At 67.1% G+C, this 24,754-nt stretch carries 20 protein-coding genes; 10 read left to right on the forward strand and 10 right to left on the reverse strand.

Annotated elements, in window-relative coordinates; translation table 11 throughout:
• Nucleotides 1-5 precede the first annotated feature (5 nt).
• From CVV76_RS10765 to CVV76_RS10780, 4 genes are all read right to left on the reverse strand, one after another.
• Nucleotides 6-599: a DUF924 family protein gene (locus tag CVV76_RS10765; RefSeq protein WP_102224641.1), complete on the reverse strand. Its 594-nt coding sequence runs from the start codon at nucleotides 597-599 to the stop codon at nucleotides 6-8.
• 135 nt (nucleotides 600-734) lie between these two features.
• Entirely contained in the window at nucleotides 735-2,027 is a 1,293-nt protein-coding gene (locus CVV76_RS10770) for an MFS transporter (RefSeq protein ID WP_102224642.1), read from the reverse strand.
• A 49-nt stretch (nucleotides 2,028-2,076) separates the two neighbouring features.
• A complete protein-coding gene (gene queA, locus CVV76_RS10775) occupies nucleotides 2,077-3,180 on the reverse strand; it encodes a tRNA preQ1(34) S-adenosylmethionine ribosyltransferase-isomerase QueA (protein WP_102224718.1) in 1,104 nt (367 codons plus the stop codon).
• 112 nt (nucleotides 3,181-3,292) lie between these two features.
• A complete protein-coding gene (locus CVV76_RS10780; RefSeq protein WP_102224643.1) occupies nucleotides 3,293-6,865 on the reverse strand; it encodes a YhdP family protein in 3,573 nt (1,190 codons plus the stop codon).
• 116 nt (nucleotides 6,866-6,981) lie between these two features.
• Here CVV76_RS10780 and CVV76_RS10785 point away from each other — a divergent pair, with 116 nt between their 5' ends.
• The 8 genes from CVV76_RS10785 to CVV76_RS10820 all read left to right on the forward strand — a co-directional run bounded on the left by CVV76_RS10785 (nucleotide 6,982) and on the right by CVV76_RS10820 (nucleotide 15,402).
• On the forward strand, nucleotides 6,982-7,449 hold the full coding sequence (locus tag CVV76_RS10785) for a peroxiredoxin (RefSeq protein WP_102224644.1): 468 nt from the start codon (nucleotides 6,982-6,984) through the stop codon (nucleotides 7,447-7,449).
• The gene (locus CVV76_RS10790) at nucleotides 7,446-8,294 is read left to right on the forward strand and encodes a ferritin-like domain-containing protein (protein WP_102224645.1); all 849 of its coding nucleotides are present in this window, start codon (nucleotides 7,446-7,448) and stop codon (nucleotides 8,292-8,294) included. Before CVV76_RS10785 ends, CVV76_RS10790 begins: the two co-directional genes overlap by 4 nt.
• 204 nt (nucleotides 8,295-8,498) lie before the next feature.
• The gene (locus tag CVV76_RS10795; RefSeq protein WP_102224646.1) at nucleotides 8,499-9,839 is read left to right on the forward strand and encodes a M23 family metallopeptidase; all 1,341 of its coding nucleotides are present in this window, start codon (nucleotides 8,499-8,501) and stop codon (nucleotides 9,837-9,839) included.
• On the forward strand, nucleotides 9,829-10,344 hold the full coding sequence (locus tag CVV76_RS10800; protein ID WP_102224647.1) for a bactofilin family protein: 516 nt from the start codon (nucleotides 9,829-9,831) through the stop codon (nucleotides 10,342-10,344). The genes CVV76_RS10795 and CVV76_RS10800 overlap by 11 nt, the downstream gene beginning before the upstream one ends.
• 154 nt (nucleotides 10,345-10,498) lie before the next feature.
• The gene (locus CVV76_RS10805) at nucleotides 10,499-12,325 is read left to right on the forward strand and encodes an alpha-amylase family glycosyl hydrolase (protein ID WP_102224648.1); all 1,827 of its coding nucleotides are present in this window, start codon (nucleotides 10,499-10,501) and stop codon (nucleotides 12,323-12,325) included.
• Nucleotides 12,325-13,089: an HAD-IIB family hydrolase gene (locus CVV76_RS10810; protein ID WP_102224649.1), complete on the forward strand. Its 765-nt coding sequence runs from the start codon at nucleotides 12,325-12,327 to the stop codon at nucleotides 13,087-13,089. Before CVV76_RS10805 ends, CVV76_RS10810 begins: the two co-directional genes overlap by 1 nt.
• Nucleotides 13,090-13,100: 11 nt before the next feature.
• A complete protein-coding gene (locus tag CVV76_RS10815) occupies nucleotides 13,101-14,315 on the forward strand; it encodes a glycosyltransferase family protein (protein ID WP_102224650.1) in 1,215 nt (404 codons plus the stop codon).
• Nucleotides 14,316-14,556: 241 nt separating this feature from the next.
• Nucleotides 14,557-15,402, forward strand: coding sequence for a DUF2793 domain-containing protein (locus tag CVV76_RS10820; RefSeq protein WP_102224651.1), 846 nt, complete (start codon nucleotides 14,557-14,559; stop codon nucleotides 15,400-15,402).
• Between the two features lie 59 nt (nucleotides 15,403-15,461).
• On the opposite strand, the gene CVV76_RS10825 is transcribed toward CVV76_RS10820, so the two are convergent.
• The 5 genes from CVV76_RS10825 to CVV76_RS10845 are packed head-to-tail and all read right to left on the reverse strand — an operon-like array spanning nucleotide 15,462 to nucleotide 21,786.
• Nucleotides 15,462-16,562: an ABC transporter ATP-binding protein gene (locus CVV76_RS10825; protein ID WP_102224652.1), complete on the reverse strand. Its 1,101-nt coding sequence runs from the start codon at nucleotides 16,560-16,562 to the stop codon at nucleotides 15,462-15,464.
• Between the two features lie 10 nt (nucleotides 16,563-16,572).
• Nucleotides 16,573-18,240, reverse strand: a complete 1,668-nt coding sequence (locus tag CVV76_RS10830) for an alpha-amylase family glycosyl hydrolase (RefSeq protein ID WP_408607883.1) — start codon at nucleotides 18,238-18,240, stop codon at nucleotides 16,573-16,575.
• 7 nt (nucleotides 18,241-18,247) lie between these two features.
• Entirely contained in the window at nucleotides 18,248-19,375 is a 1,128-nt protein-coding gene (locus CVV76_RS10835) for a carbohydrate ABC transporter permease (protein ID WP_102224653.1), read from the reverse strand.
• Entirely contained in the window at nucleotides 19,375-20,355 is a 981-nt protein-coding gene (locus tag CVV76_RS10840) for a carbohydrate ABC transporter permease (RefSeq protein ID WP_102224654.1), read from the reverse strand. The genes CVV76_RS10835 and CVV76_RS10840 overlap by 1 nt, the downstream gene beginning before the upstream one ends.
• A 60-nt stretch (nucleotides 20,356-20,415) precedes the next feature.
• Nucleotides 20,416-21,786, reverse strand: a complete 1,371-nt coding sequence (locus CVV76_RS10845; protein WP_102224655.1) for an ABC transporter substrate-binding protein — start codon at nucleotides 21,784-21,786, stop codon at nucleotides 20,416-20,418.
• Nucleotides 21,787-22,023: 237 nt separating this feature from the next.
• Between CVV76_RS10845 and CVV76_RS10850 the strand changes: the two genes are divergently transcribed.
• Together CVV76_RS10850 and CVV76_RS10855 are read left to right on the forward strand one after the other, a co-directional pair.
• Nucleotides 22,024-23,076, forward strand: coding sequence for a substrate-binding domain-containing protein (locus tag CVV76_RS10850; protein ID WP_102224656.1), 1,053 nt, complete (start codon nucleotides 22,024-22,026; stop codon nucleotides 23,074-23,076).
• A complete protein-coding gene (locus tag CVV76_RS10855) occupies nucleotides 23,073-24,380 on the forward strand; it encodes a GH1 family beta-glucosidase (protein WP_102224657.1) in 1,308 nt (435 codons plus the stop codon). The genes CVV76_RS10850 and CVV76_RS10855 overlap by 4 nt, the downstream gene beginning before the upstream one ends.
• A 24-nt stretch (nucleotides 24,381-24,404) precedes the next feature.
• On the opposite strand, the gene CVV76_RS10860 is transcribed toward CVV76_RS10855, so the two are convergent.
• Nucleotides 24,405-24,608: a hypothetical protein gene (locus CVV76_RS10860; protein ID WP_102224658.1), complete on the reverse strand. Its 204-nt coding sequence runs from the start codon at nucleotides 24,606-24,608 to the stop codon at nucleotides 24,405-24,407.
• Nucleotides 24,609-24,754 lie beyond the last annotated feature (146 nt).

Genomic DNA, 24,754 nt, shown 5'->3' on the forward strand with positions numbered 1-24,754 from the left:
CATCTTCAGGCGCCGGCCTTCAGGGCCTCGATGATCTTTGCATAGCCGCCATTTGCCACGAAATCGGCCTCATCCGGAGTGGACGCGCGGCCCAGAGCGGCGTTGCGGCCAGGGAAACGGCCGAAGCGGCGGATCACCTCCTCGTGAACCCGGGCGTGCAGCAGGTTGCCGACACCCGTCTCGGGCATCCGCTCGGCGATCAGCGCGACGCAGCGGGCCTGACTTTCGGGATTCTCGTGGTGCATCAGCGGGAGGTAGACGAACTGGCGCTGCGGCTCGGGAAGCTGCATGTCCCATCCTGCCCGCAGCGCGATCTCCGTCGCGGCCCGCGCCAGCGGATCGGTGGCGAAGGCCCGTGCATCGCCGCGCCAGATGTTGCGCGGAAACTGGTCGGTCACGATCAGGTAGGCCAGCGCCGGCTCCGGTTCGACAAGCCAGTCCTTCAGCCCCCCGTCCCCGGCCCGCGCGCAAAGCGTGCCGAAGCGGTCCCGCACGGCCTGGTCGAGGGTCGCGCCCCCGGCGTACCAGCCCTTGGGCCCGACCTCGTCAAGCCAAAACTGAAGCACCTCGGTGCCCGGCCAATCGGCCCCGCGTTCCATGGCAGGCCTCCCTCCCGCTGTCTGCTTCAGATCAGCGTGGCAGCTTTGCCGCCGGGGTGCAACACGGGGCAAGAGAGCCGGCACGAGACGCGCCAAGACATGCGGCAAGCGGCGGGAGAGTTTCCCCCGCCGATGTCAGGCCGCGCTCGAGGGCGGCTCGGCCTCCTCGTTCGCGGGATCCCCGGGCGCATCGGTGCTGTCCTCGACCGCCGCCTCGAACACCGCCTCGACCGCCAGGGTCGACGCGGTGGGCACGACCGCCGCGAAGGCCCCGGTTTCCGAGACCGGCGTCGCGCGGCGCCGCGTCATGCGCCAGCCGGCATAGGCCGACAGCATTGCCAGCAGGATGCCGATGAACAGGAAGAAGCCCCCCGCACCGATCTTGGCCATGATCCAGCCGGTGATCACGGGCCCGAGGATCGCACCGGTGCCGTTGATGAAGATCAGCCCGGCCGAGGCGGCCGCCATGTCCTCCTTGTCGAGGAAGTCGTTGGTATAGGCGATCAGCAGCGAATAGAGCGGGTTCGAGATGCCGCCCACCACCAGCGCGACCCCCAGGAGCGCGACGAAGGGCAGCGCGAGGAAGGCCGCGATCACCGCCACCGCGCCGCCGAAGGCGGTAAGCCCGAGGATCAGCATCCGACGATCCATCCGGTCCGAGGCCCAGCCGATCGGATACTGAAACAGCATGCCGCCAACATAGATCGTGCCGATGAAGATCGAGATGTCGCGCACGCTCAGCCCCTGCTGGGTGCCCCAGACCGAAGCCATGCCGAACAGCGCCGAGAACACGCCCCCCATCAGGAAGACGCCGATGCAACCCAGCGGCGATGTCTGGTAAAGCTTGCGGAACGACAGCGGTTTCGTGGTGTCGAAGACCGGCGCCGGGGCGATCGACAGCAGGATCGGCGTGAAGGCCAGCGACACCAGCACCGAGGGAATCACGAAGAGAGTGAAGCCCGAGGGGCTGGCCACGTTCATCAGTGCCTGGGCGGCGACGATGCCGATCATCTGCACGATCATGTAGAGCGACAGCGCCTGGCCTCGCGTCTCGTTCGTGGCGGTGTTGTTGAGCCAGCTTTCCGCGGTGATGTAGACCCCGGAGAAGCAGAACCCGATCAGGATGCGCAGAAGCGCCCAGCTCTGCCATTGGGCCAGCACCGGGTAAAGCACCAGCACCGCCGAGATCAGCGAACCGAGCGCGGCGAAGACCCGCACGTGGCCGACCCGCCGGATCATGCCCGGCGTCACGCGCGACCCGAACAGGAACCCCAGGAAGTAGGCCGACATCACCACCGACATCTGGAAGGTGGAAAAGCCCTCGATACCGCCGCGGATACCCAGCAGGGTGCCCTGCACACCGTTGCCCACCATCAGCAGCATGACGCCCATGAGCAGCGGCCAAGTCGAGCCGAGAACGCGGATCATCGTGTCCCTCCTGTCTTTCCCTCCGGCCTAACGCGCCGGCTTGCCTGCGTCACTCCCCCGGGGCGACATTTTCTTTCCCGTCGGCGTCCCCGGCCCGGGCGGGCGGGATCAGCAGCGAGGAATCGCCGTAGGAGAAGAAACGGTAGCGCGTTTCGATCGCATGAGCGTAAACGCGGTCGATCCTGTCCTTGCCCATGAGGGCCGAGACCAGCATCATCAGCGTCGATTTCGGCAGGTGGAAATTGGTCATCAGCGCATCGGTGACGCGGAAGCGGTAGCCCGGGTAGATGAAGATGTCGGTCGTCCCGGTCCAGGGCTGCATCGTGCCACCCGCGTCCGCCGCGCTCTCGATCAGCCGGAGCGCGGTGGTACCGACCGGAATGATCCTGCCGCCCGCGGCGCGGGTCGCGTTGATCTCCTCCGCGGCGGCGGCCGTGACCTCGCCCCACTCGGCATGCATGCGGTGGGTCGTCACGTCCTCCACCTTCACCGGCAGGAAGGTGCCCGCGCCGACATGCAGCGTGACCTCGGTGAAGGCCACGCCCTTCCGCCGCAGCGTCTCCAGCAGGTCGGCGTCGAAGTGGAGCGAGGCGGTGGGCGCGGCGACCGCGCCGGAATGGCGGGCAAAGATCGTCTGGTAGTCGTCGCGGTCCTGCGCATCGGCCGGGCGGCGGGCGGCGATGTAGGGCGGCAGCGGCATCGCGCCTGCCTCGGCCAGCGCCGCGTCGAAATCCTCGCCCGTCAGGTTGAAGGTCAGGAGAACCTCGCCTTCCTCGCGGGCGCCCGCCGTGGCGCTGAGCCTGTCGGAAAAGCGGATCACGTCGCCCGCGCGCAGCTTCCGCGCGGGTTTCGCCAGCGCGAGCCAGGCGCCTTCGGGACGCGGCTCCAGCAGGGTGATCTCGATCTTCGCCACGCCTTCGCCGGGGGCGGCTCCGTCGCGGGTCCGGGTGCCGGTCAGCCGCGCCGGGATCACCCTGGTGTTGTTCAGGATCAGCCGGTCGCCGGGGCCCAGAAGGTCCGGCAGGTCACGCACGTGCAGATCGCGGAACGTGTCGCCCTCGGCCACCAGAAGGCGCGCCGAAGTGCGCGGCCGCGCGGGGCGGGTCGCGATCAGTTCTTCGGGCAGGTGGAAATCGAAATCGCTCAGTTGCATGGCGCCGGATATGCCGTGCCCCGGGGCGGCACGCAAGATGGTGCCCGCGCCTCCGTCGGAGACCATGCACCACGGTCCGGCCCCGCTTCTTCGGCGAAGAAGCGATCCCGCCCTATTCCCCGAGCTTTGCCGCAGGCTTCCTCAACAGGTCGCGCAGGAACCCCGGCGCCAGCACCGACAGCGGGTTGACCGAGATCTTGGGATCCTTGGCCGTCCCCCTCAGCGCGTAGTTGAAGCCGAACACCCCTTCGCCCTGGCGCGAGATCAGCTGCCCCACGCCGTTGAGCAGGTAGATCGGCGACACCACACCCTGCAGGTCGAATGCCTGGCCCCCGAAGGTATAGGTGCCTTGCGCCGACACGCCCAGCGACGCGCCGACCGCCGCGGCGTTGTCGACCTCCACCCCCTTGGGCGTCAGCTTGAACCCCGCGTTGATGGTCGAGAACACGAGGCCCTGTCCGTTCAACTGCTCGAGCAGCCCGACCACGCTGATCGCGTTCAGCAGGTCGGCAAGCGCCGGCGCGTTCTGAACCCGGATGTCGTCGACCCGGAGCTGGCCGTCGTAGTCGCCCCTGGCCGCCTCCGGCACCAGCGTAAGGCGCATCTGGCCGCCGTGCATCCGGTCGTAGATTCCGGCCGCGCGGAACACCGCGCCGGCGTCGGCCGAGGTGACCCTGACCGCGCTGCGTGCCCCGGGCCGGGTGCTGGCGGGGGCCACCGTGCCCTGCACCGGCGCGGTGCCGTTCACCCGGCCCGCGAACTTGCCGTTGAAGCCCCCGAGCGTCGTGAACGAGCCGGTGAACCCGGTCATCGACAGCGTGTCGCTGATCTTCAGCCGGTCGAGCCGCGTGGTGATCGGCACGGCCTGCGACGTGTTGCCCGCCGCCATCTGCGGCAGCTTCGACAGGTCCACCGTGCCGCCCGGCAGGGTGACGGCGACCGGCTTGCCCTTGCCCTGCCCCACCAGGTCGACCGGCGCGTCCAGCCAGTTGCCGGCCTTGACGCTGGCAAGGTGCACCGCGCCCAGCGTGCCGTCGCCGTTGATCCGCACATCGCCCGAGGCGGCCAGCCCCGGCCCCTTGAGCACCAGCTTCGAGATCTCGGGCGGGGTGCCCAGGCTGCCCGCCACGTCGAGGGTTCCCGCGGTGGCGGCGGGCTTGGACCAGCCGATCTCGGGGATCTTCAGGGTCAGGCCCTTCAGGTCCGAGGTCAGCGTGAAGCGCGGCGCCTTGTCCTTGTCCAGAACGATCCGGATCCTGCCGCGCCCGGCGCCGGACAGCGCCCCCGGCGGCAGCCCGAGGTTGAAGGCGCTGGCAAAGACCGGCGACAGGGTGACCGTGCCCGTCACCTCGGAATGGCCGGCATGCTCGGGGCCGAACTTCTGCGACCATTCCCCGTCGAAGGCCACGGGGCCAAGCTTCCCCGGCCCCCAGATCCGGATCCCCGACGGGTCGGCATGCAGTTGCAGCCGATCCGAGGTCAGCACCCGGTCGGGCACGATCTTCGACGAGGACACGCCGGTGATCTCGCCGTTCACGTTATACGTCACGTCGGGCAGGTCGATCTTGTCCTGCAGCGGCAGCTTGATCACCGCCGTCACACGGGCCCGGCCATTGGCCAGATCCACCGGCTGGCCCGCCTTGGTGAGGAACTCGAACGGCGGCTCGTCAAGCAACGAGAGCGCTGCCGTGACGCTGGAGGAGGTCTTCAGCGTGACCACGGCGGGCGCGGGCTTGGCCGTGATGTCCGGCACCTGGAAGACCGAGCCGGAGACATCGACCGCGCCGCCCTTGGGCGGGGTGACGTGGCCGCGGTGGATCACCATGGTGTAGGTGTTGCCCTCGATCGTAGCATAGCCTTCGCCGTCCTCGACCGGCGGCAGGGTCTTGATCACCCGCACGTCGGCGCCCGAGAAGTCGTATCCCAATGCAAGCCTGGGCGTCTCGCCCGGGGTCAGGCGCAGCGCGACGTTGACGTTCGAAAGCACCCCGGTCAGCACGTTGTCTGCCAGCCACTCCCGCGTCTTGTCGACCACGTTCACGGGCCAGAGGGCCAGAAGCTGATCGTGCCGGATCTCGTTCACCTTGGCGTCGAGCGCGACCTTGAGGCCTTTCGGCGTGGCCGTCAGACGCGCCTTCGCGTCGATCCGCCGCTTGCCCTCGATCAGCACGAGCTGCCCCAGCTCGACGTCGAACGGGTCGAGCTTCAGCTTGAGGTCGAGCGCGCCCTGAGAGAACCGCACGGGCTTCTCGAACAGGCCCTCGGGATCGACCATGACCTTGGCGAACTTCATCTGGCCGAGGAAGGCGCGCGGCAACCCGTTCTTCACATCCTCGAGCAGAACCTGCCCTGCCGCATGGATGCGCAGGATCCGGCTGTCGACCGAGGCCTCGGTGATGGAGATCCGGCCCGATTTCGGCGCGTAGGTGAAGGCCAGCGTACCGTGCTGCAGCGGCACCGGCTTGACCTGCTCGCCGACCTTCAGCGCGCCCTTGCCGATCTTGAGTTGCCCCTCCATAGGGCCGAGCTGACCCTGATCGTTCACCGAGGCGCGGAAATCGCCCGAGATCGGGGCGTCGATCAGCTTGAGCCAGGCCAGCGCCGGCGCCTGCGCCGCGATGTCGGACGAGGCAACCCCGGTGACCCGCGCCGAGAGGCGCGCCGCCGGGGAATGTTTCTGGCCGACGAAGGTGAAGACCGCGCGCGCGGGTTCGCCAGAGCGGCCGACGAGGCCGAACCCGAGCTCGAGCGAAATCTGCCGGGCGTCCTGCACCAGCGAGGCGCGCCCGTCGGTGACCTGCCAGATCCGCCCCGCCCGCTGGTCGTCCAGCGTGATCGACAGCGCGTCGGCCTCGATCCGGGTCAGCCCGGACAGTTCCGGCTGCGCAAAGATCGCGTCGATCCGCTCCAGCAGGTCGCCGGGCGAGGTGATCGGCGGCCCGCCGCTGCCGATGCCCTGCCCCATGGCAAGGTCGATCGCCCCGCTCGGATCGCGCTTGAGCATCAGGCTCGCGCCCGAGATCCGCACCCGCTCGGGCCGGATCCGGCCCTCCAGCAGCGGCGCGACCGCCAGCGACACGCGCACCTCGGGCAACGCCATCAGCGCGTTGCCCGACCCGTCGAGAAAGCGCACGTCGCGCAACCGCACCCGCGGCACGTAATTCTGGTCAAGCACGACGGCGACGCCGCCAAGGCTGATCCGTCCGCGCCCGTCGAGCGACCGGTTCACCCGCGCCTCGATCCGGCTGACCGCCCATTCCGGCGCGATCAGCGGCTTGCCGGTCATCGCCATGACGCCGAAGCCCCCGGCGCCTGCCAGCAGCACGAGGCTGAGGAGCAGCCAGATGCCGAAACGCCCGCGCCGGCGCGGACCGCCCCCGGGGCGCCCGTCCCCGGTTACGGCGCATTCCGGCTCAAGGCAGTCCCGCTCTCCGCACTCCGCCTCCCCGCATCCAGAATCGGCGCACCCAGAATCGGCGTAGTCGGGATCGGCATCCCCCGGGATCAGGCGGTCCGAATCCGGGTGCTCCGCGCTCCCGTCGTCCGTCCGCGCCGCGCCGGCGGGCGCACGGCCGCCTTCGCCCCCGGGGTCCGACAGGCCGCCGGTTTCCGGGCGCTGCGCCGCCTGCGCCGCGTCGTCTCTGCCGTCGTCCTTTGTCGCGCCCAGCCGCGGGGTATCGTCCAAACTGCCCAGTCGCTCCGGTCGATCTGCTCGGGGGGTGCCGGTTTCTCCGGCTTGCCTTTATTCTTGCCGAAGGCCAACTAAAACTCAAAGGCTTAGAAATGACAGGAGGATATGACATGCCCGGACCAGCGATCGGCGACAAGGCGCCGGACTTCACCCTGCCGCGAGACGGCGGAGAGACCGTCACCCTCTCGGCGCTGGCGCCGCAGAAGGTCGTGCTTTACTTCTACCCGCGCGACGACACGCCGGGCTGCACCACCGAGGCGCTGGATTTCACCGCCCGCATCAAGGAGTTCGCCGAGGCGGGCGCGGTTGTCGTCGGGATTTCCAAGGATACCGTGGCAAAGCACGACAAGTTCGCGGCCAAGCACGGGCTTTCCGTCATCCTTGCCTCGGATGCCGAGGGTGACACCTGCGAGGCCTATGGCGTCTGGGTCGAGAAGAACATGTACGGCAAGAAGAGCATGGGGATCGCGCGCACGACCTTCCTGATCGGCGCCGACGGCACGGTCGCGCAGGTCTGGCCCAAGGTGAAGGTCGCGGGCCATGCCGACGAGGTGCTGGCCGCGGTGCGCGCCCTGTGACCGGGGACGTAGGCGGAAAATCGCTGACCGAGCGCGCGGTCGAGGTGCTGACCACCGCCGACGGGCGGGAAAAGACCCGGGTCAGCCGCGCCCATGCCGCCGCATGGTTCGCCACGCGCGCTGCGGGCAGCGGGATGGAGGTGGGCACCGCAAGCCCGCCCCTGCGCCCCGCCCGCCCCGAGCGGCCCGAGCTGAAGGCCCCACGCGACGTGCCGCGCCGCCGCCCGGGCTCGCCTGCGGGTCGGATCGCATTGCTTCATGCGGTCGCGCATATCGAACTCAACGCCGTCGATCTGCACTGGGACGTGATCGCGCGCTACGGCGATGCGGGCATGCCGGTCGGCTTTTACGACGACTGGGTCAAGGCGGCGGACGAGGAATCGAAGCATTTCAACCTGATCTGTGACTGCCTCGAGGCGATGGACAGCCATTACGGCGCCCTGCCCGCCCATGCCGGGATGTGGCGCGCGGCCGAGGATACGGTGGACGACCTGCCCGGCCGCATGGCCGTGGTGCCCATGGTCCTCGAGGCGCGCGGCCTCGACGTGACGCCGGGGATGATCGAGATCTTCCGCAAGGCCGCCGCCGCGGGCGACACGGCGGCCGAAGGCGCAGTCGCCGCGATGGAGGTGATCTATGCCGAAGAGGTCGGCCACGTCGCCTATGGCTCGAAATGGTTCAACTGGCTTTGCGGACGCGCGGGCACCGATCCGAAGGACGAGTTTCACCGCCTCGTGCGGCACTATTTCCACGGTGCCCTGAAACCGCCCTTCAACGAGGAAAAACGTGCCGAGGCGGGCTTGCCACCTGACTTTTACTGGCCGCTGGCCGACGAGATACGCTAGCCATTGTGTGTCGCGGCCGCGCAACATCTGTCTCTTGTTGGCACCAGTCGGCGATTTTCTGCCCAAATCGGCGTCAAACCGCCTCTCCCGCCGCAAATTAACGCAAAAATGTTGCTCTTCGGCCACCTGTCGGGCAAGTAGGTGGCCAGACGGCGTGCTCTGGGGATGTTGCGGCGCCGACAAATAAAAAACGGGGACAGAGGCTTGTCGGGACGGATCGCTCATCGCGTCAACACCGCGCTTTCGCGTCACTTGCCGGAACAGCGGCTCTTTCTGAAATCGGATAGCGAAACGCGGTTCGTGCGACTCTCGCCGATGACCCAGGCGGTGGCGCTGGGAACCGGGGGGGCCGTGGTCGCCTGGACGGTTGTCGCCTCGGCGATCCTGATGATGGATTCGATCGGCGCCGGAAACGCGCGCGAGCAGACGCGGCGCGAACAGCTGGCCTACGAGGCGCGGCTGAACGCGCTATCGGCCGACCGCGAGAAACGCACCGAGGAGGCCGCCAGCGCCCAGGCCCGGTTCAACGTGGCCCTTGAGCAGGTGTCGCAGATGCAATCGGCGCTACTGGCGTCCGAGGACCGGCGAACCGAGCTGGAGACCGGCATCAACGTGATCCAGAAGACGCTACAGCGCACCGTCAAGGAACGCGATGACGCGCGCGCCACCCTGGCCAAGACCAAGGCCACGCTGGTGGCCGAAACCGGATCGAGCCACACCACCGCGGGCGAGGCGCGCGACATGGCGGCCACCGTCACCATGCTGTCGGCGGCGCTTTCGAACACCGCACAGGCCCGCGACAGCGCCGACAACGACGCCGAGGTCGCCCGGCAGGAGGCCGACAAGCTCGCCCTCGACAAGCGCCTGATGATCGAACGCAACCAGCAGATCTTCGGCAAGCTGGAAAACGCGGTGCAGACGGCGATGGGCCCGCTCGACAAGATGTTCAAGCGGGTCGGCATCTCCCCCGACAAGGTGCTGGCCGACATTCGCCGCGGCACCCAGGGCGACGAGATGCCCGCCAAGATCACGCTGTCGACCTCGGGGCGTCAGGCCTCGCTCGAAACCACGCGGGCGAACGAGATCCTCGCCAGCTTCGACCAGCTGAACCGGCTGCGCATCGGTGCCGACAAGGTACCGCTCGGCCTGCCGCTGCACGTGTCCTTCCGCTATTCCTCGCCCTTCGGCTATCGTCACAACCCGTTCGGCGGCAGCAAGGGTGAATTTCACCCCGGCCAGGATATCGCCGCCAAATGGGGCAGCCCGCTCTACTCCACCGCCGACGGCGTGGTGGTACGCGCGGGTTGGGTCCGCGGGTACGGCAAGCTCGTGGAAATTCAGCATTCCTTCGGCCTCACCACCCGCTACGGCCACATGTCGCGCATTGCCGTGAAGGTCGGCGAAAGGGTCTCGCGCGGTGAGAGGATCGGTGATATGGGGTCTACTGGACGGTCCACAGGATCGCATGTGCACTACGAGGTGCGCCAGGGCGACAAGCCCGTCAATCCCATGACTTACATCAAGGCTGCTGCAAATGTTTTCTAAGAGCCGTATCAACGAACCCGGGCCCAAACCCGCCGAGCCCGAGAAGACCGAAGCTCCGGCCGCGGCCCCCAAGCCCGCCACCCCTGAATACTCGGCCCCCGTCGCGTCCAAGCCGAAGCCCGCCGCCTCGGTGCTGTCGTCGGACCTTACCGTGACCGGCAACCTCAAGACCACCGGCGACATCCAGGTCGAGGGCGTGGTCGAGGGTGACATCCGCGCCCATCTGCTGACCGTCGGCGAAGGCGCCACGATCCGCGGCGAGGTGGTGGCCGACGACGTCGTGGTTAACGGCCGCATCATCGGCCGCGTGCGTGGCCTCAAGGTGCGCCTGACCTCGACCGCCCGGGTCGAAGGCGACATCATCCACAAGACCATCGCGATCGAAAGCGGCGCCCATTTCGAGGGCTCGGTGCAGCGCCAGGACGACCCGCTGCAATCCGGCGGCAAGCCCGCGGCCATCGCGCCGCCCTCGGCGCCTAAGGCCCTCGAGGAAAAGAAGGCCTGATCCGGCCAAGCAGTCGCGCAATTTCAAGGCACCACCCCTGGGTGGTGCCTTTTTTATGTGCGGCGCATCAGACCATCCCGCTACCGCCACTTCGCCCCCCGCCGCCGTCTCGCCACCGCTTGCCAAGCCCTTGGCGCGGCGCAAAGATGCGGGCATGCAGACCCGGCCCGACGCCCCCGCCTCCGCCTCTCCCGCCGCCGCAAGCGACACCGGTCCTGCCGGATCCGGCAGCGCAGGCTCCGTCCCCCGCCAGTTGCGCGAGCGGCTGGAGCAAAGCCTCGCCTTCCTCTACCCGGACGCGGATGTCGCCGCGCTGACCACGCGGGTACTCGACAGCTACTGGCCCGGCGACATGCGCCCGCGCCGGCGTGGCCGCGTTGCGGGCAACACGCTGTGGGACCAGCGCGACAACTACATGATCACCTATGGCAACTCGATCGTCGACGGATCGCACAAGCCGCTGGATCTGCTGCGGCATTTCGCCAGCCGCTACCTTGCCCCCGGGATCCGCGGCATCCATGTGCTGCCCTATTTCCCCTTCACCTCGGACGACGGCTTTGCCGTGACCGATTACTACGCCGTCAACTCGCAGCTTGGCGCATGGGAAGACATCACCCGTATCGCGGGCGAGTTCCGGCTGATGTCGGACCTCGTGCTGAACCATTGCTCCAGCCAGTCGTCCTGGTTCAGCTCCTACCGCCAGGGCCATGCGCCCTATGACAAATTCTTCCGCGAGGCCGACCCGAACGCCGACCTGAGCGAGGTCGTCCGCCCCCGCGCCCATGCGCTTTTGCGCGAAGTGCAGACGGCGAACGGCCCGCGGCACGTCTGGTGCACCTTCAGTCACGACCAGGTGGATTTCGACTTCGCCAATCCCGAGGTGCTGATCGAGTTCCTCAAGGTGCTGCGCTTTCACGTCGACATGGGCGTGCGCACGGTCCGCCTCGACGCCGTGGCCTATGTCTGGAAGCAGGAGGGCACCAGCTGCATCCACCTGCCCCAGACCCATGCGATCGTGCGCCTCTTGCGCCTGATCGCTGACCACGATGTGACGCCGATTGTCCTTATTACGGAAACAAATGTCCCGAACGCCGAGAACCTTTCCTATTTCGGCAACCGGAACGAGGCGCACGTCGTCTACAATTTCTCGCTGCCGCCGCTGATCCTGCATGCCCTCCTGAACGGTACGTCGCGGGCCCTGCGCAAATGGCAGATGGCGATGCCGCCGGCACAGCTTGGCTGTGCCTACCTGAATTTCACCGCCTCGCATGACGGCATCGGCCTGCGCCCGGCTGAAGGCGTGATCCCGCCCGATGAGCTCGCTACCATGGTGAAGACGGTGCAAGGCTTTGGCGGCCTGTTGTCGATGCGGCGGATGTCGGACGGGTCCGAGAAACCCTATGAGTTGAACGTCGCGCTCTTCGACGCGCTCAAGGGCACAGTGGCGGGCGAGGACGATCTGCAGATCCCGCGGTTCCTTTGCAGCCAGGCGGTCGCCATGGCGCTCGAGGGGATCCCAGCCTTCTACATCCATTCGCTGATCGCGACGGGCAACGACACCCAGGGCGTCGAAAAGCAGGGCTACAACCGTGCGATCAATCGGAAACGCTGGGATTACGGCGAGTTGCGGGCCCTTCTTGATAACCCCGAAACGCCGAACCACAAGGTCCTGAAAGAGATGATGCGGATGATCCGCATCCGCTCGTCCCAGCCCGCGTTCCACCCGAACGCGACACAGTTCACGCTGCAACTCGGCGACGAGATCTTTGGCTTCTGGCGCCAGAGCCTCGACCGCGCGCAATCCATCTTCGTCCTCGCGAACGTCACCGACCGCGAGGTCACGATCCCCGCGCTGTCGCTCAACCTGATCGACGGGCGCGACTGGTCCGACCTTCTGACAGGCGACAAGATCCACGAGACCCGGGGCGAGATCACCCTTGCCCCGTACCAGTCGCGCTGGATCTCCAACGGGTCGGCCTGATGCGGCTTGCGGTCTTCACAGATCTCGACGGCACCCTCCTGGATCACGAGACCTACGATTGGCAGCCCGCCGCCGGGGTACTGGCGCGGCTGGTCGGGATGGCGGTTCCGGTGATCCTCGCCTCCTCCAAGACCGCGGCAGAGATCGCGCCCCTGCGCAGCGCCATGGGCCTTGGCGCATTTCCCGCCATCGTCGAGAACGGCGCGGGGGTGCTGCCCGGCGGGGCCGACCGGCCCGACACCGCCCGCACCCATCCCGCGCTGATGGCGTCGCTGGCCGACGCACCGCCCGGCTTCCAGGGTTTCACCCTCTGGGGCGCCGAGGAGATCGCCCGCCGCACCGGCCTCCCGCCCGAGGCCGCGGCCCGGGCGGCGGAGCGCGACTTTTCCGAACCGGGGGTCTTCGAAGGGCCGGAAGAGGACCTGAAGAAATTTCTCCAATATCTTGAAACAAAAGGCATAAAAGCGACGCGCGGCGGGCGTTTCCTGACCCTTTCCCTCGGCGGAACCAAGGCCGACCGCATGGCCGAGATCGCCGCGGCCCTTGGCACCGACACCACGGTCGCCCTGGGGGACGCACCGAACGACATACCCATGTTGCAGGCGGCGGATTATGCTGTCGTCATCCCGAACCCCGCGCATGCGGGCCCGTGGGAGGGGCTGGGACAAGGCCCCGACGGCACCCGCCTGCGCGCAGCCCCGGACCCCGGCCCCAAGGGTTGGGCTTCGGCCCTCGACGGTCTACTCTCGGACCTCGACATCTGAAAGGACAGGCCTTGGCGGATTACCACCAGACCGGCAGCGTGGCCACGCTGCACAATCTTCACCAGCGCCCGATCGAGGATCTGGAACGGCGACTGAACCTGTTCGCCGCCCATCGCAAGATCACCCTGATCCTGCCCTCGCTGTTCTCCGAGCTGGAGACAGACGCACTGGCCGGCATCGTCGAGGAGCTGAAGGGCGCAAGCTACATCAACCACATCGTCATCGGCCTCGACCGCGCCGACGCCGACCAGTTCGCCTATGCGAAGGACTTCTTCTCGGCCCTGCCGCAGCAGCATGACATCCTGTGGAACGACGGGCCGCGGCTGACCGGCATCCAAGACATGCTCCGCGCCGAGAAGCTGGCGCCGGAGGAACCCGGCAAGGGCCGCAACGTCTGGTACTGCATGGGCTACACCCTTGCCTCGGCCAATTCCGACGTGGTCGCGCTGCACGATTGCGACATCGTCACCTACAAGCGCGAGATGCTGACCCGCCTGGTCTACCCGGTCGCGAACCCCGAATTTCCCTATTCCTTCTGCAAGGGCTATTACCCCCGCGTAGCGGCACACAAGCTCAACGGCCGGGTCACGCGTCTCTTGGTCACGCCGCTCCTTCTGACGCTGCAAAAATGTTGCGGGCCATCGGATTACATCGAATACCTCAAGTCGTTCCGCTACCCGCTCGCGGGCGAGTTCGCCTTCCGCACCTCGATGCTGCCGGACATGCGGATCCCCTCCGACTGGGGGCTGGAGATCGGCGTGCTGTCCGAGGTGTTCCGCAATCTCTCGCGCCACGCCGTGTGCCAGGCCGACATCGCCGATGTCTACGACCACAAGCACCAGCCGCTGAGCGAGGAGGACGCCACCACCGGCCTGTCGCGCATGTCGATGGACATCTGCAAGTCGCTCTTCCGCAAGCTGGCCACCGACGGTGTCACCTTCTCGACCGAGCTGTTCCGCACGATCAAGGCGACCTATTACCGGACTGCCCTGGACCTTGTTGAGATGTATTACAACGACGCCAAGATGAACGGCCTCTCCGTCGACCGCCACACCGAGGAGAAATCGGTCGAGCTGTTCGCCGCCAACATCGTCGAGGCGGGCAACGTCTTCCTCGAGAACCCGATGGAAACCCCCTTCATCTCGAACTGGTCGCGGGTGCAATCGGCCAACCCCGACATCCTGCGCATGATGCGCGAAGCGGTGCGGCGCGACAACGAGGGCTGATCGCCCTTTCATTGTTCCGCAAATACGCAAGCAACGCCCGCCGCCCGCGCACCCGGGTCCGAGTGCCGGGTGTGCGTGCCGGGTGTGCGTGCCGGCACCGGGGGGGGCGTTGCGCCGCCGCCCTTGCCTGCGTACGCCGCCCTAGCGATCAGTTCACCCCGCCCGGCGCAGTCTGCGGGCCCGCGACGCCGCGCCCTGCGGCCCGCGCGCCCCGAGGATCAAGCGCAGGGAGATCACGCGCATGGAAAACTCCACCAACCTGGGCCTGCCGTACCTGCAGCCGAGCCAGGCCCAGAAGCATGTCACGATGAACGAGGCGCTGCGCCTGCTCGACGCATTGGTGCAGCTGGGCGTTGCCAGCCGCACCGAAGCCACGCCGCCCGCCAACCCCGCTGAAGGCGCGCGCTCGATCGTTGCGGCGGGCGGCACCGGCGACTGGGCGGGCCACGACGCGGCCGTGGCCGAATACGTCGAGGGCAGCTGGACCTTTCTCACCCCCCGGCCCGGCTGGATCGCCTGGGTCGCGGACGAGGGCCAGCTCGTCACCTTCAACGGCACCGCCTGGGGCACGGCGGTCAGCGGGCAGACTTCCTCGGCCGTCTTCGGCGTCAACACGGAGGCCGATGCGACCAACCGGTTGTCGGTGAAGTCGGATGCCGTGCTGATCAGCCATGACGACGTGACCCCGGGGACCGGGAACGCGCGGATCGTGGTCAACAAATCGGGCGCCTCGGACACCGCCTCGGTCCTGTTCCAGACGAATTACGCGGGCCGGGCCGAGTTCGGGCTGACCGGCGACGACGACTGGCGAGTGAAGGTCTCTCCCGACGGGTCGGCCTGGATCGACGCGCTGCTGGTCGATGGGACGAACGGCTACGTGGGGCTGGGCGTCCCCGCGCCCTCGGTGCCGCTGGAAGTGGCGGGACCGGTCCGCGTGGGGCAATACGCGGTGGCGGACCTGCCGAATGCCACGACTGCGGGCGCGGGCGCGGTGATCTTCGTCACGGATGCGGCGGGCGGGTCGGTGCTGGCCTATTCGGACGGGGCGGCCTGGCGGCGGAGCACCGACCGGACGCTGGTGGCGTAAGGCAGGCAGGGGGGCGCTGCCCCCCTGCACCCCCCGGGATATTTCCGCTCAGAAGAAGATCAGGCGTCGCGGTGGAGGAGGCTCACCCCGTTCGCGAAGAGGTGGATCTTGGCGGGATCGGCAGTGATCTTGAGGCTGCGGCCGCGCAAGCCGGTGTGGATGCCGGGGAGTTTCGCGATCACCGGGTCGGCCTCGGGCGTGCCCCGGCGGAAATAGAGCTGGGTCACCTCGCCCAGGGCCTCGACGATCTCCACCTCGCCCTGGTAGGCGAAGGTGGCGTCTTCGGTGGGGCGCATGTCCTCGGGGCGGATGCCAACCTTGACCTGAAGCCCCTTGTCCTCGGGGCGGGTCGGGATCTTCGTGGCCAGCGTACCGGCCCCTTCGGGCAGGCACACCACCGTCTCGGGGCCGGTCTCGATCACCTCACCGGCCATCAGGTTCATCGCGGGCGAGCCGATGAACTGGGCCACGAATTCGTTGCGCGGGGTCTCGTAAAGCTCGAGCGGCGTGCCGACCTGGGCGATGCCCTTGTTCGCCAGCACGACGATGCGGGAGGCGAGGGTCATCGCCTCGACCTGGTCATGGGTGACGTAGATCATCGTCGAGTTCGGCATCGCCTCCTTCAGCTGCGCGATCTCGATCCGGGTCGCGACCCTGAGCGCGGCATCGAGGTTCGAGAGCGGCTCGTCGAAGAGGTAGACCTTGGGGTCGCGCACGATCGCGCGGCCGATCGCCACGCGCTGGCGCTGACCGCCCGAGAGCGCCTTGGGCAGGCGGTCGAGATAGTCCTCGAGCTGGAGCACTTTTGCCGCCCGGGTCACGGCCGCGTCGATCTCGGCGCGCGACTTCTTGGCGATCTTCAGTGCGAAGGCCATGTTGTCGCGCACCGACATGTGGGGGTAGAGCGCATAGCTCTGGAACACCATGGCGATGCCGCGCTGCGAGGGCGGCACGTCGTTCATCCTGACGCCGTCGATCGTCAGCGTGCCGCCGGTGATCTTTTCCAGCCCCGCGATCATCCGCAAGAGCGTGGACTTGCCACAGCCCGAGGGGCCGACGAAGACGATCAGCTCGCCTTCGGCAATGTCGAGGTCGATGTCGCGCAGGACATTGATCGGCCCGTAGGACTTCGCGACGTCGTTGAGCTTCAGCTCTGCCATGATCTCCCCCTCAGACGGCCTTCAGCATGAGTACGCATTGCCACGGACCGAGCGCGGCATGCCCATCCTGCCCGGCGGTGGCGTTCAGTTCGGACCCGATGGCGTGCCAACTGCCCTCGGGCAGCGCGACCTCGGCCGGGTCCGCGCCGAGGTTGAAGGCGCAGAAGATCTCTTCGCCCTCGTGCAGACGACGGAAGCGGATCACGCTGCCCTCGACCGTCAGATCCTCCATCGTCCCCTTCATGAGCGCGCGATGGCTGTGGCGGAAGCCGATGGCGCGGCGGTAATGGTGCAGGAGAGAGCCGGGCACATGCTCGGCCTCGGCCACCGCCAGCGGCAGATGTTCGCGCGCGACCGGCAACCAGGGCATGCCTTCCGAGAATCCGGCGTTCGGCTGCTCGGCATCCCAGACCATCGGCGTGCGGCAACCGTCGCGGCCCTTGAACTCGGGCCAGAACTCGATCCCGTAGGGGTCCTGCAGATCCTCATAGGCGACCTCGGCCTCGGGCAGGCCCAGTTCCTCGCCCTGGTAGAGGCAGACCGAGCCCTTGAGACAGAGCATCAGGGTGACATAGGCGCGAAGCGCAGCGGGCGGCAGGTCCCAGCGGGTGGCGTGGCGCACCACGTCGTGGTTCGAGAACGCCCAGCAGGCCCAGCCGTCCTTTGCCACCCTGGCGACGCGGGCCATCACTTCGCCCACCCTCTCGGCGTCGGGCAGGGTCTTCGACAGGAACTCGAAGGCATAGCACATTTGCACGTACTCGCCGTCCCTGGTGTATTCGCCGAGGATCTCGAGCCCGCGCTGTGCGTCGCCCACCTCGCCCACCGCGGCGATCGCGGGGTATTCGTCCATCACCGCGCGGAAGCGGTGGAGGAAGGCAAGGTTCTCGGGCCGGTTCTTGGAATAGAGGTGGTTCTGCCAGTTGTAGGGGTTCACCTTGGGCGCGATGTTGTCGTTGCGCTCCTCCACCGGCAGGGCCGGGTTGTTGCGGAATTCCTTGTCGTGGACGTAGAAGTTGATCGTATCGAGACGGAAGCCGTCGACCCCCCGGTCCAGCCAGAAGCGTTCCACGCCCAGAAGCGCATCCTGCACCTCTTCACAGTGGAAGTTCAGGTCGGGCTGCGAGGCGAGGAAGTTGTGCAGGTAGTATTGCTCGCGCTTGGCGTCCCATTGCCAGGCCGAGCCGCCGAAGATCGACAGCCAGTTGTTGGGCGGCGTGCCGTCGGGTTTCGCATCGGCCCAGACGTACCAGTCGGCACGCGCGTTGTCGCGGCTCGACCGGCTTTCGGTGAACCACGGATGTTCGATCGAGGAATGCGACAGCACGAGGTCGATCATCACCTTGAGGCCGAGGTGATGGGCGCTCTCGATCAGCACGTCGAAATCCGCGAGCGTGCCGAACATCGGGTCGACGTCGCAATAATCGCTGACGTCATAGCCGAAATCCTTCATCGGCGAGGTGAAGAAGGGCGAGATCCAGATCGCATCGACGCCCAGCGAGGCGATGTAGGGCAGTCGCCCGACGATGCCCAGAAGGTCCCCCACCCCGTCACCGTTGGAATCCTGGAAGCTGCGCGGGTAGATCTGGTAGATCACCGCGCCGCGCCACCAGTCCCGGTCGGCGGTCTTCGTGTCGGCCATCGGCATCGTGTGGCTCTTCGTCGTGTGTATGTTCATGCGTGTCCTATTTGACCGATCCGGCCAGCAGCCCCCTGACGAGGTAACGCTGGGCCGAGAAGAAAACGAGGAGCGGCACGGCGATCGACACGAACGCCGCCGCCGCCAGCACCCCCCAGTCGCCGCCACGCGATCCAAGAAGGTCGTCGGCGATCTTCACCGTCATCACCTTGGTACCGGTGTTGGCAGGTAGGAAAACCTTGGCAACCAGCAGATCGTTCCATGTCCAGAGGAACTGGAAGATCGCGAAGCTCGCGAGTGCCGGAAAACTGAGCGGAAGGACGATCTTGGTGAAGACCTGGAAATCGGTCGCCCCGTCCACCTTGCAGCTTTCGATGATGTCGCGTGGCAGTCCGGCCATGTAGTTCCTGAGAAGATAGATCGCGAGGGGCAGGCCAAAGGCGGTGTGCGCCAGCCAGATGCCGAGGAAGCTTTGCCCGATGCCCACGTCCTGGTGCAGGCGCAGAAGCGGCACCAGTGCCAGTTGCAGCGGCACGACCAGAAGGCCCACGATCCCCGCGATCAGCAGGCCGCGGCCCGGAAACTGCATCCACGCCAGGGCGTAGGCGGCGAAGGCCGCGACGAGGATCGGGATAACGGTGGCCGGGATCGTCACCGTCAGCGTGTTGAAGAAAGCCTGCTGCATGCCGTCGGCGAACAGCACCTCGCGGTAATTCTGCAAGGTCATCTTCGGGGGCGTCTTCGCCTGATAGTAGATGCGCGGGGCGTAGTCGGGCTTTTCGTTGAAGGTGACGGTGTAATCGCCGTTCGGCATCACCTTCATCGTGCCCTGATCGCCCCGCATCTGACCGGTCGTTCCCGCCTTGAACTGCGCAGGCTTCATCCCGATCACCCCGAAGGCCGAGATCGCCCCGCCGCCGTTCTTCAGCAGGTTCCCGGTCAGGACGTATTTCCCGCCCTCCTCCTTCATGCCGTCGAGGGGGGCCTGCCCCCGGTAGGATTGCGCGACCGGGAAGGCCGCGTCCCACCAGCCCGACCGCGCGATCTGGTCGGGCGTGCGGAACGAGCTTACCAGCAGGCCCAGCGTCGGCACCAGCCAGATCACGACAAGCGCGACGACGGTGATGTTGACGGCCCATGTCAGGGCGCTGCGGCGTCCGGCGATGCCTTCCATCAGTCCAGCTCCTTCCGCGCCTGGCGGATGTTGTAGATCATTACCGGCAACACCACGATCATGATGACGATGGCGATGGCCGTCGCGCGCCCGTCGTCGCGGAACATGTATTGCATCATGTAGCTGGGCAGGATCTGGGTGCCGAAATTGCCGCCCGTCGAGGCATAGACGATGTCGAAGATCTTCAGCGTGAGGATGGTGATCGTGGTCCAGACCACCATGATCGTCGGCCAGATCTGCGGCACCATGATCCGAAAGAAGATCTGGAACGGGTTCGCGCCGTCCAGCACCGCGGCCTCGACCGTCTCCTCGGGGATGCCGCGCAGCGCCGCCGACAGGATCACCATGGCGAAACCGGTCTGGATCCAGATCAGGATGACCATCAGGAAGAAGTTGTTCCAGAACGGTATCTGCAACGGGTCGATCGGGCTGGTGGCGCCGAAGAAGGCCCGGATCGCGTTCAGAAGGCCGATCTGGGCGTTGTTGGCATAGACGAACTTCCAGATCAGCGAGGCGCCGACGAAGCTGATCGCCATCGGCATGAAGATGATCGACTTGGCAATCGCGCCCCATTTGAGCCGGTCGGTCAGCTGCGCCACGATCAGCCCGAAGAAGGTGGCCCCCGCCGGCACCACGAGCACCCAGAGAAAGTTGTTCAGAAGCGCGGTGCGGAACCCGTCGTCACCCCAGAGCGCCCGGTAATTGCCGAACCCCAGGAAGACGTCGCCGTCGCGGTTGTAGAGCGATCGGATGAACGACCCCACCACCGGATAGACGAGGTACAGCGTGACCGAGAACAGCGCCGGGAACAGGAAGAGCCACGGGCGCACCATGTTCGCCCGCGCGATGTTGCGCCCCGGGTCGCGGCCGCGGGCGGGAAAGATCACCCGGTCGAGGACAAGGTTCGAGACCCAGAAATAGGCCACGCACCCGCCCACGCCGAGGCAGATGGTGATCAGGCCCTGCAGGAACGGCGACATCTCTCCCCCCTTCTCTCGCCTCGAGGCGCCCGGGGACCGGACGCCCGCAAGATCAAGTGCTTACTTGATGGCGTTCCAGCGGTCCTGGATGTCCTTGGCGACCTCCTCGGCGGACTTGTCGCCGGTGGTGAAGGCGACCATGCCCTTCCAGAACGCATCGGTGCCGATCTCGCCCGGCATCTGGTCCGACGCGTCGAACCGGAACGAGGTGGCGTCGGTCAGGATCTTGCCCTCGTGGCGCAGCACGTCGTCGGCATAGGCCGCGGGCTTGACCTGCTTGTCAGGCGTCAGGAACCCGCCGTCGGCCATCCAGACCTCCTGCGCGATCGGCGTCTTCAGCCACTGGATGAAGACCTCGGCCGCCTTGTTGTCCTTGGTGATGCCAAAGAGCGTCCCCGCCCCCTCGACCGGCTTGCCGAGGTCGGGCTTGTCGCCATAGGGCGGGAAGTAGAAGAAGTTCACATCCTTGCCGACATTCGTGCCCTTCGGAAAGAAGGTGGTGATGAAGGAGGCCTGTTTCATCATGTAGCACTTGGGCGGATAGGTGAAGAGCCCCTTGGGCGCGTCGCGGAAGTCGGTCGTGGCGGCCGCCTGCGGCCCACCGGCCACGAACTTCGGGTTCTTCGCGAACCAGCCGTAGGTCTTGATCGCCTCGACGATCTTGGGATCGGTGAACTTCACCTTGTTGGTCACCCAGTCGTCATAGACCGAGGGCGGCTGCTGGCGCAGCAGGATATCCTCGACCCAGTCGGTCGCGGGCCAGCCTGTGGCGGCCCCCGACCCCAGGCCGATGCACCAGGGCGTGCCGCCGTCCTTGACGATCTGTTCGGTCAGCTTCTTGAGGTCCTCGAAGGTCTTGGGCACCTCGTAGCCCATCTCGCGGAAATTCTCGGGCACGTACCAGACCATCGACTTGAGGTCGGCCTTGTAGGGGAAGGTGAAGAGGTGGTCCTTGCCGTCCTTGCCCTTGTGGGTGGACAGGTCGGCCCAGCTCTGCCCGGCCGCGTAGTTCTTCTTCAGCCAGGCGGTGTCGGCATCGGGCAGCGGCGTCAGGTATCCCTGCCGCGCCATGTCGGCGGCAAGACCCGGCTGCGGAAATACCGCGACGTTGGGCGCAGTGCCGGCCTTGGCCGAGATCACGATATCGCTCTCGAAGCTTTCCGAACCGGAATAGCTGACCTTCGCCCCCGTCGCCTCGCGGAAGTAGTTCAGCATCATCTCCACATGGTCCTTGTCGCCACCGGTCCAGGGACCGGTGATCGTCAGCGACTGACCCTTGAGGTCGTGATCCTTCGCGAAGTCCTTGTAGCTTTGCCAGTCGAAGCGGTCGGGCTGGCTGCCCACGGGGTATTTCAGATCGGCGGCATTCGCCGCCCCGGCGATGCCTGCCACGGCCAGCGCCATCGCGCCCGCATACAAGACCTTCTTCATGCTTTCCTCCCTTTCACCAGCCGCCAGGATCTTTGCCCAAAGCGCTTTGGCTTTCCAGCCTCGCCTATCGCGTGTGTCGGGTCAATTCCGCAACCGGCGTTTCGCGGCGGTCGCGAAAGTTTTACCGGCACTTGGCCCGAAAACTTCGCCGCCGGACCTTTGACTTCGCCGTGATCGTCACACTATCGTCCCCCGGCGGTAGCGCCCGTGTCAAAGCGCTTTGACGGATCCTGAGTAATGAATCTGAAACAACTGGCCGATCTACTGGAGCTGTCGCCGACGACCGTCAGCCGGGCCTTGAACGGCTATCCCGAAGTGTCCGAGGACACCCGCCGCCGCGTCCTTGCCGCGGCAGAGGCGCATCACTACAGCCCCAATCTGCGTGCCCGGTCGCTGGCGACGGGCCGGGCGATGGCGATCGGCCACGTGATTCCGGTCTCGACCAGCCACGAGATCATGAACCCGGTGTTCGCCGATTTCATCGCCGGCGCCTCCGAGGCCTATGGCAAGGCGGGCTATGACCTGCACCTGACGCTGATCCCCGATGCCGACCAGGCCCGGATCTACCGCGAGCTCGGCTCCCGCCGCGCGGTGGACGGGGTGATCGTCCATTCGCCGGGGCGCGGCGACGCGCGGATCGCGATGCTGCGCGCCTCGGGCCTGCCCTTCGTCGTGCATGGCCGCGCCACCGGAGAGGCCGCGCCCTATTCCTGGGTCGACGTGAACAACCGGCGCGCCTTCGAACGGGCCGCAGGACACCTGTGCGACCTCGGCCACCGCCGGATCGCGCTGGTCAACGGCCTCGAGACGCTGGATTTCGCCCGCCGCCGGCGCGAGGGCTTCGCAGTCGCGCTGGCGGCACACGACGTTGCGCCCGACCCCGCGCTGATGTCCTCGGACGAGATGACCGAGACCAACGGCTACCGCGCCGCCCGCGCCATGCTGGACGAGGCCGATCCGCCCACCGCCTTCCTCGTCTCCTCGATCATCTCCGGCACTGGCGTGCGCCGCGCGGTCGAGGAACGCGGCCTTGTCACGGGGCGCGACGTGTCGATCGTGATCCATGACGACGACCTGAGCTACTTTCGCAACAGCGACCCCGCGGGCGAGGCGCTGTTCACCGCGACCCGCTCGTCTGTCCGGCTGGCCGGGCGGCTGGCGGCCGAGATGTTGCTGCAGCTGATCGCCCGCCCCGAGAGCGGCCCGCTCACCCGCCTGCTGGAGGCCGAGCTGATCGTCGGCCGCACCACCTGCGCCCCGCGAAACCCCCAGAAGATCGGTTCAAGATGATCCCCCAACGCCAAGATTTCCCTAATGGTTTCCTGTTCGGTGCCGCGACTTCCTCCTACCAGATCGAGGGCCATGCCTTCGGCGGCGCCGGGCGCACACACTGGGACGATTTCGCCGCCACCCCGGGCAACACGGCGGGGGCCGAGGACGGCGCCGTCGCCTGCGATCATTATCACCGCTGGGAAGAGGATCTCGACCTTGTCGCGGGGCTGGGGGCGGACGTCTACCGCTTCTCGACCTCCTGGGCGCGGGTCCTGCCCGAGGGGCGCGGAACGCCGAATCCCGAGGGTCTCGACTTCTACGACCGGCTGGTCGACGGCATGCTGGCGCGCGGGCTGAAACCTGCGGCCACGCTCTACCACTGGGAACTGCCCTCGCCGCTGGCCGATCTGGGTGGCTGGCGCAATCGCGACATCGCCAAGTGGTTCGCCGAATTCGCCGACGTGCTCTGCGCCCGGATCGGCGACCGCCTGTGGTCGGTCGCGCCGATCAACGAGCCCTGGTGCGTCGGCTGGCTCAGCCATTTCGAGGGCCACCACGCCCCCGGCCTGCGCGACATCCGCGCCACCGCCCGGGCGATGCACCACGTCCTCCTCGCCCATGGCACCGCGTTGCAGGCGATGCGCGCGCGGGGCATGGAAAACCTTGGCGCCGTGTGCAATTTCGAGCTTGCCCTGCCCGCCACCGACAGCCCAGAAGACGAAGCAGCGTCAAGGCGTTACGATGCGATCTTCAACCGCTTCTTCATCGAGGGCATGACCCGCGGCGGCTATCCCGCCGAGGTCCTGGAGGGCTTTGCCCCGCATCTGCCGCAGGGCTGGGAGGAGGATTTCACCACCATCGGGCAAAAGCTCGACTGGTTCGGCCTCAACTACTACACATGCAAGCGGATCGCAGCGCGCCCCGGCCCCTGGCCCGGCTACGCCGAGGTGCCCGGCCCCCTGCCCAAGACGGACATGGGGTGGGAGATCTGCCCTGAGGGCCTGCACGATTTCCTCGCCCGTGTGGCGCGCGACTATACCGGGGCGCTGCCGCTTTACGTCACCGAAAACGGCATGGCCTCGACCAGCGGTGTGCAGGATGACGACCGCATCGCCTATCTCGCCGCACACCTGGCAGAGGTCCGCCGTGCCGCCGACGAAGGCGTGCCGGTGAAGGGGTATTTCACCTGGTCGCTGATGGACAATTACGAATGGGCGCTGGGATATGCCAAACGCTTCGGCCTGGTCGCCGTCGACCGCGACAGCCAGGCACGGCAACCCAAGGCCTCGTACCATGCGCTGGCGAAGGCCTGGGCCCGCTGAGGGCCGGGCCAACGCCGTCAGACACTACCAGCGCCGCTGCGCCCGTCCGCCGCCGCGCACCAGCCGCCAGACGCCCATGAACAGCATGAAGGTCACCCCCGAGACGGCGGCCAGCGCAATCGCCGCATGGGGCTCTATCCCCGTGCTGCGTTCCGCACCGAAGGTGAGCGCCGCGAACAATACCGGGCCGACGGCGAAATTCGCCGCGCCGGGAGCCTGTCGAGCCATGAATCTTCCCCAAGAATCGAGCCTGTCCCTCCGGCATAGACGAGGGCCCCGTCTCCATTCAACTGCCGCGTCGCGGATCGGCAATCACCCGCCGCCACAGCCGCGTGAGGCCCCCGCGCCCGCGGTTTCCAAGACGCCGGAAGATC

Source organism: Acidimangrovimonas sediminis, assembly GCF_002871005.1.
Classification (GTDB): Bacteria; Pseudomonadota; Alphaproteobacteria; order Rhodobacterales; family Rhodobacteraceae; genus Acidimangrovimonas; species Acidimangrovimonas sediminis.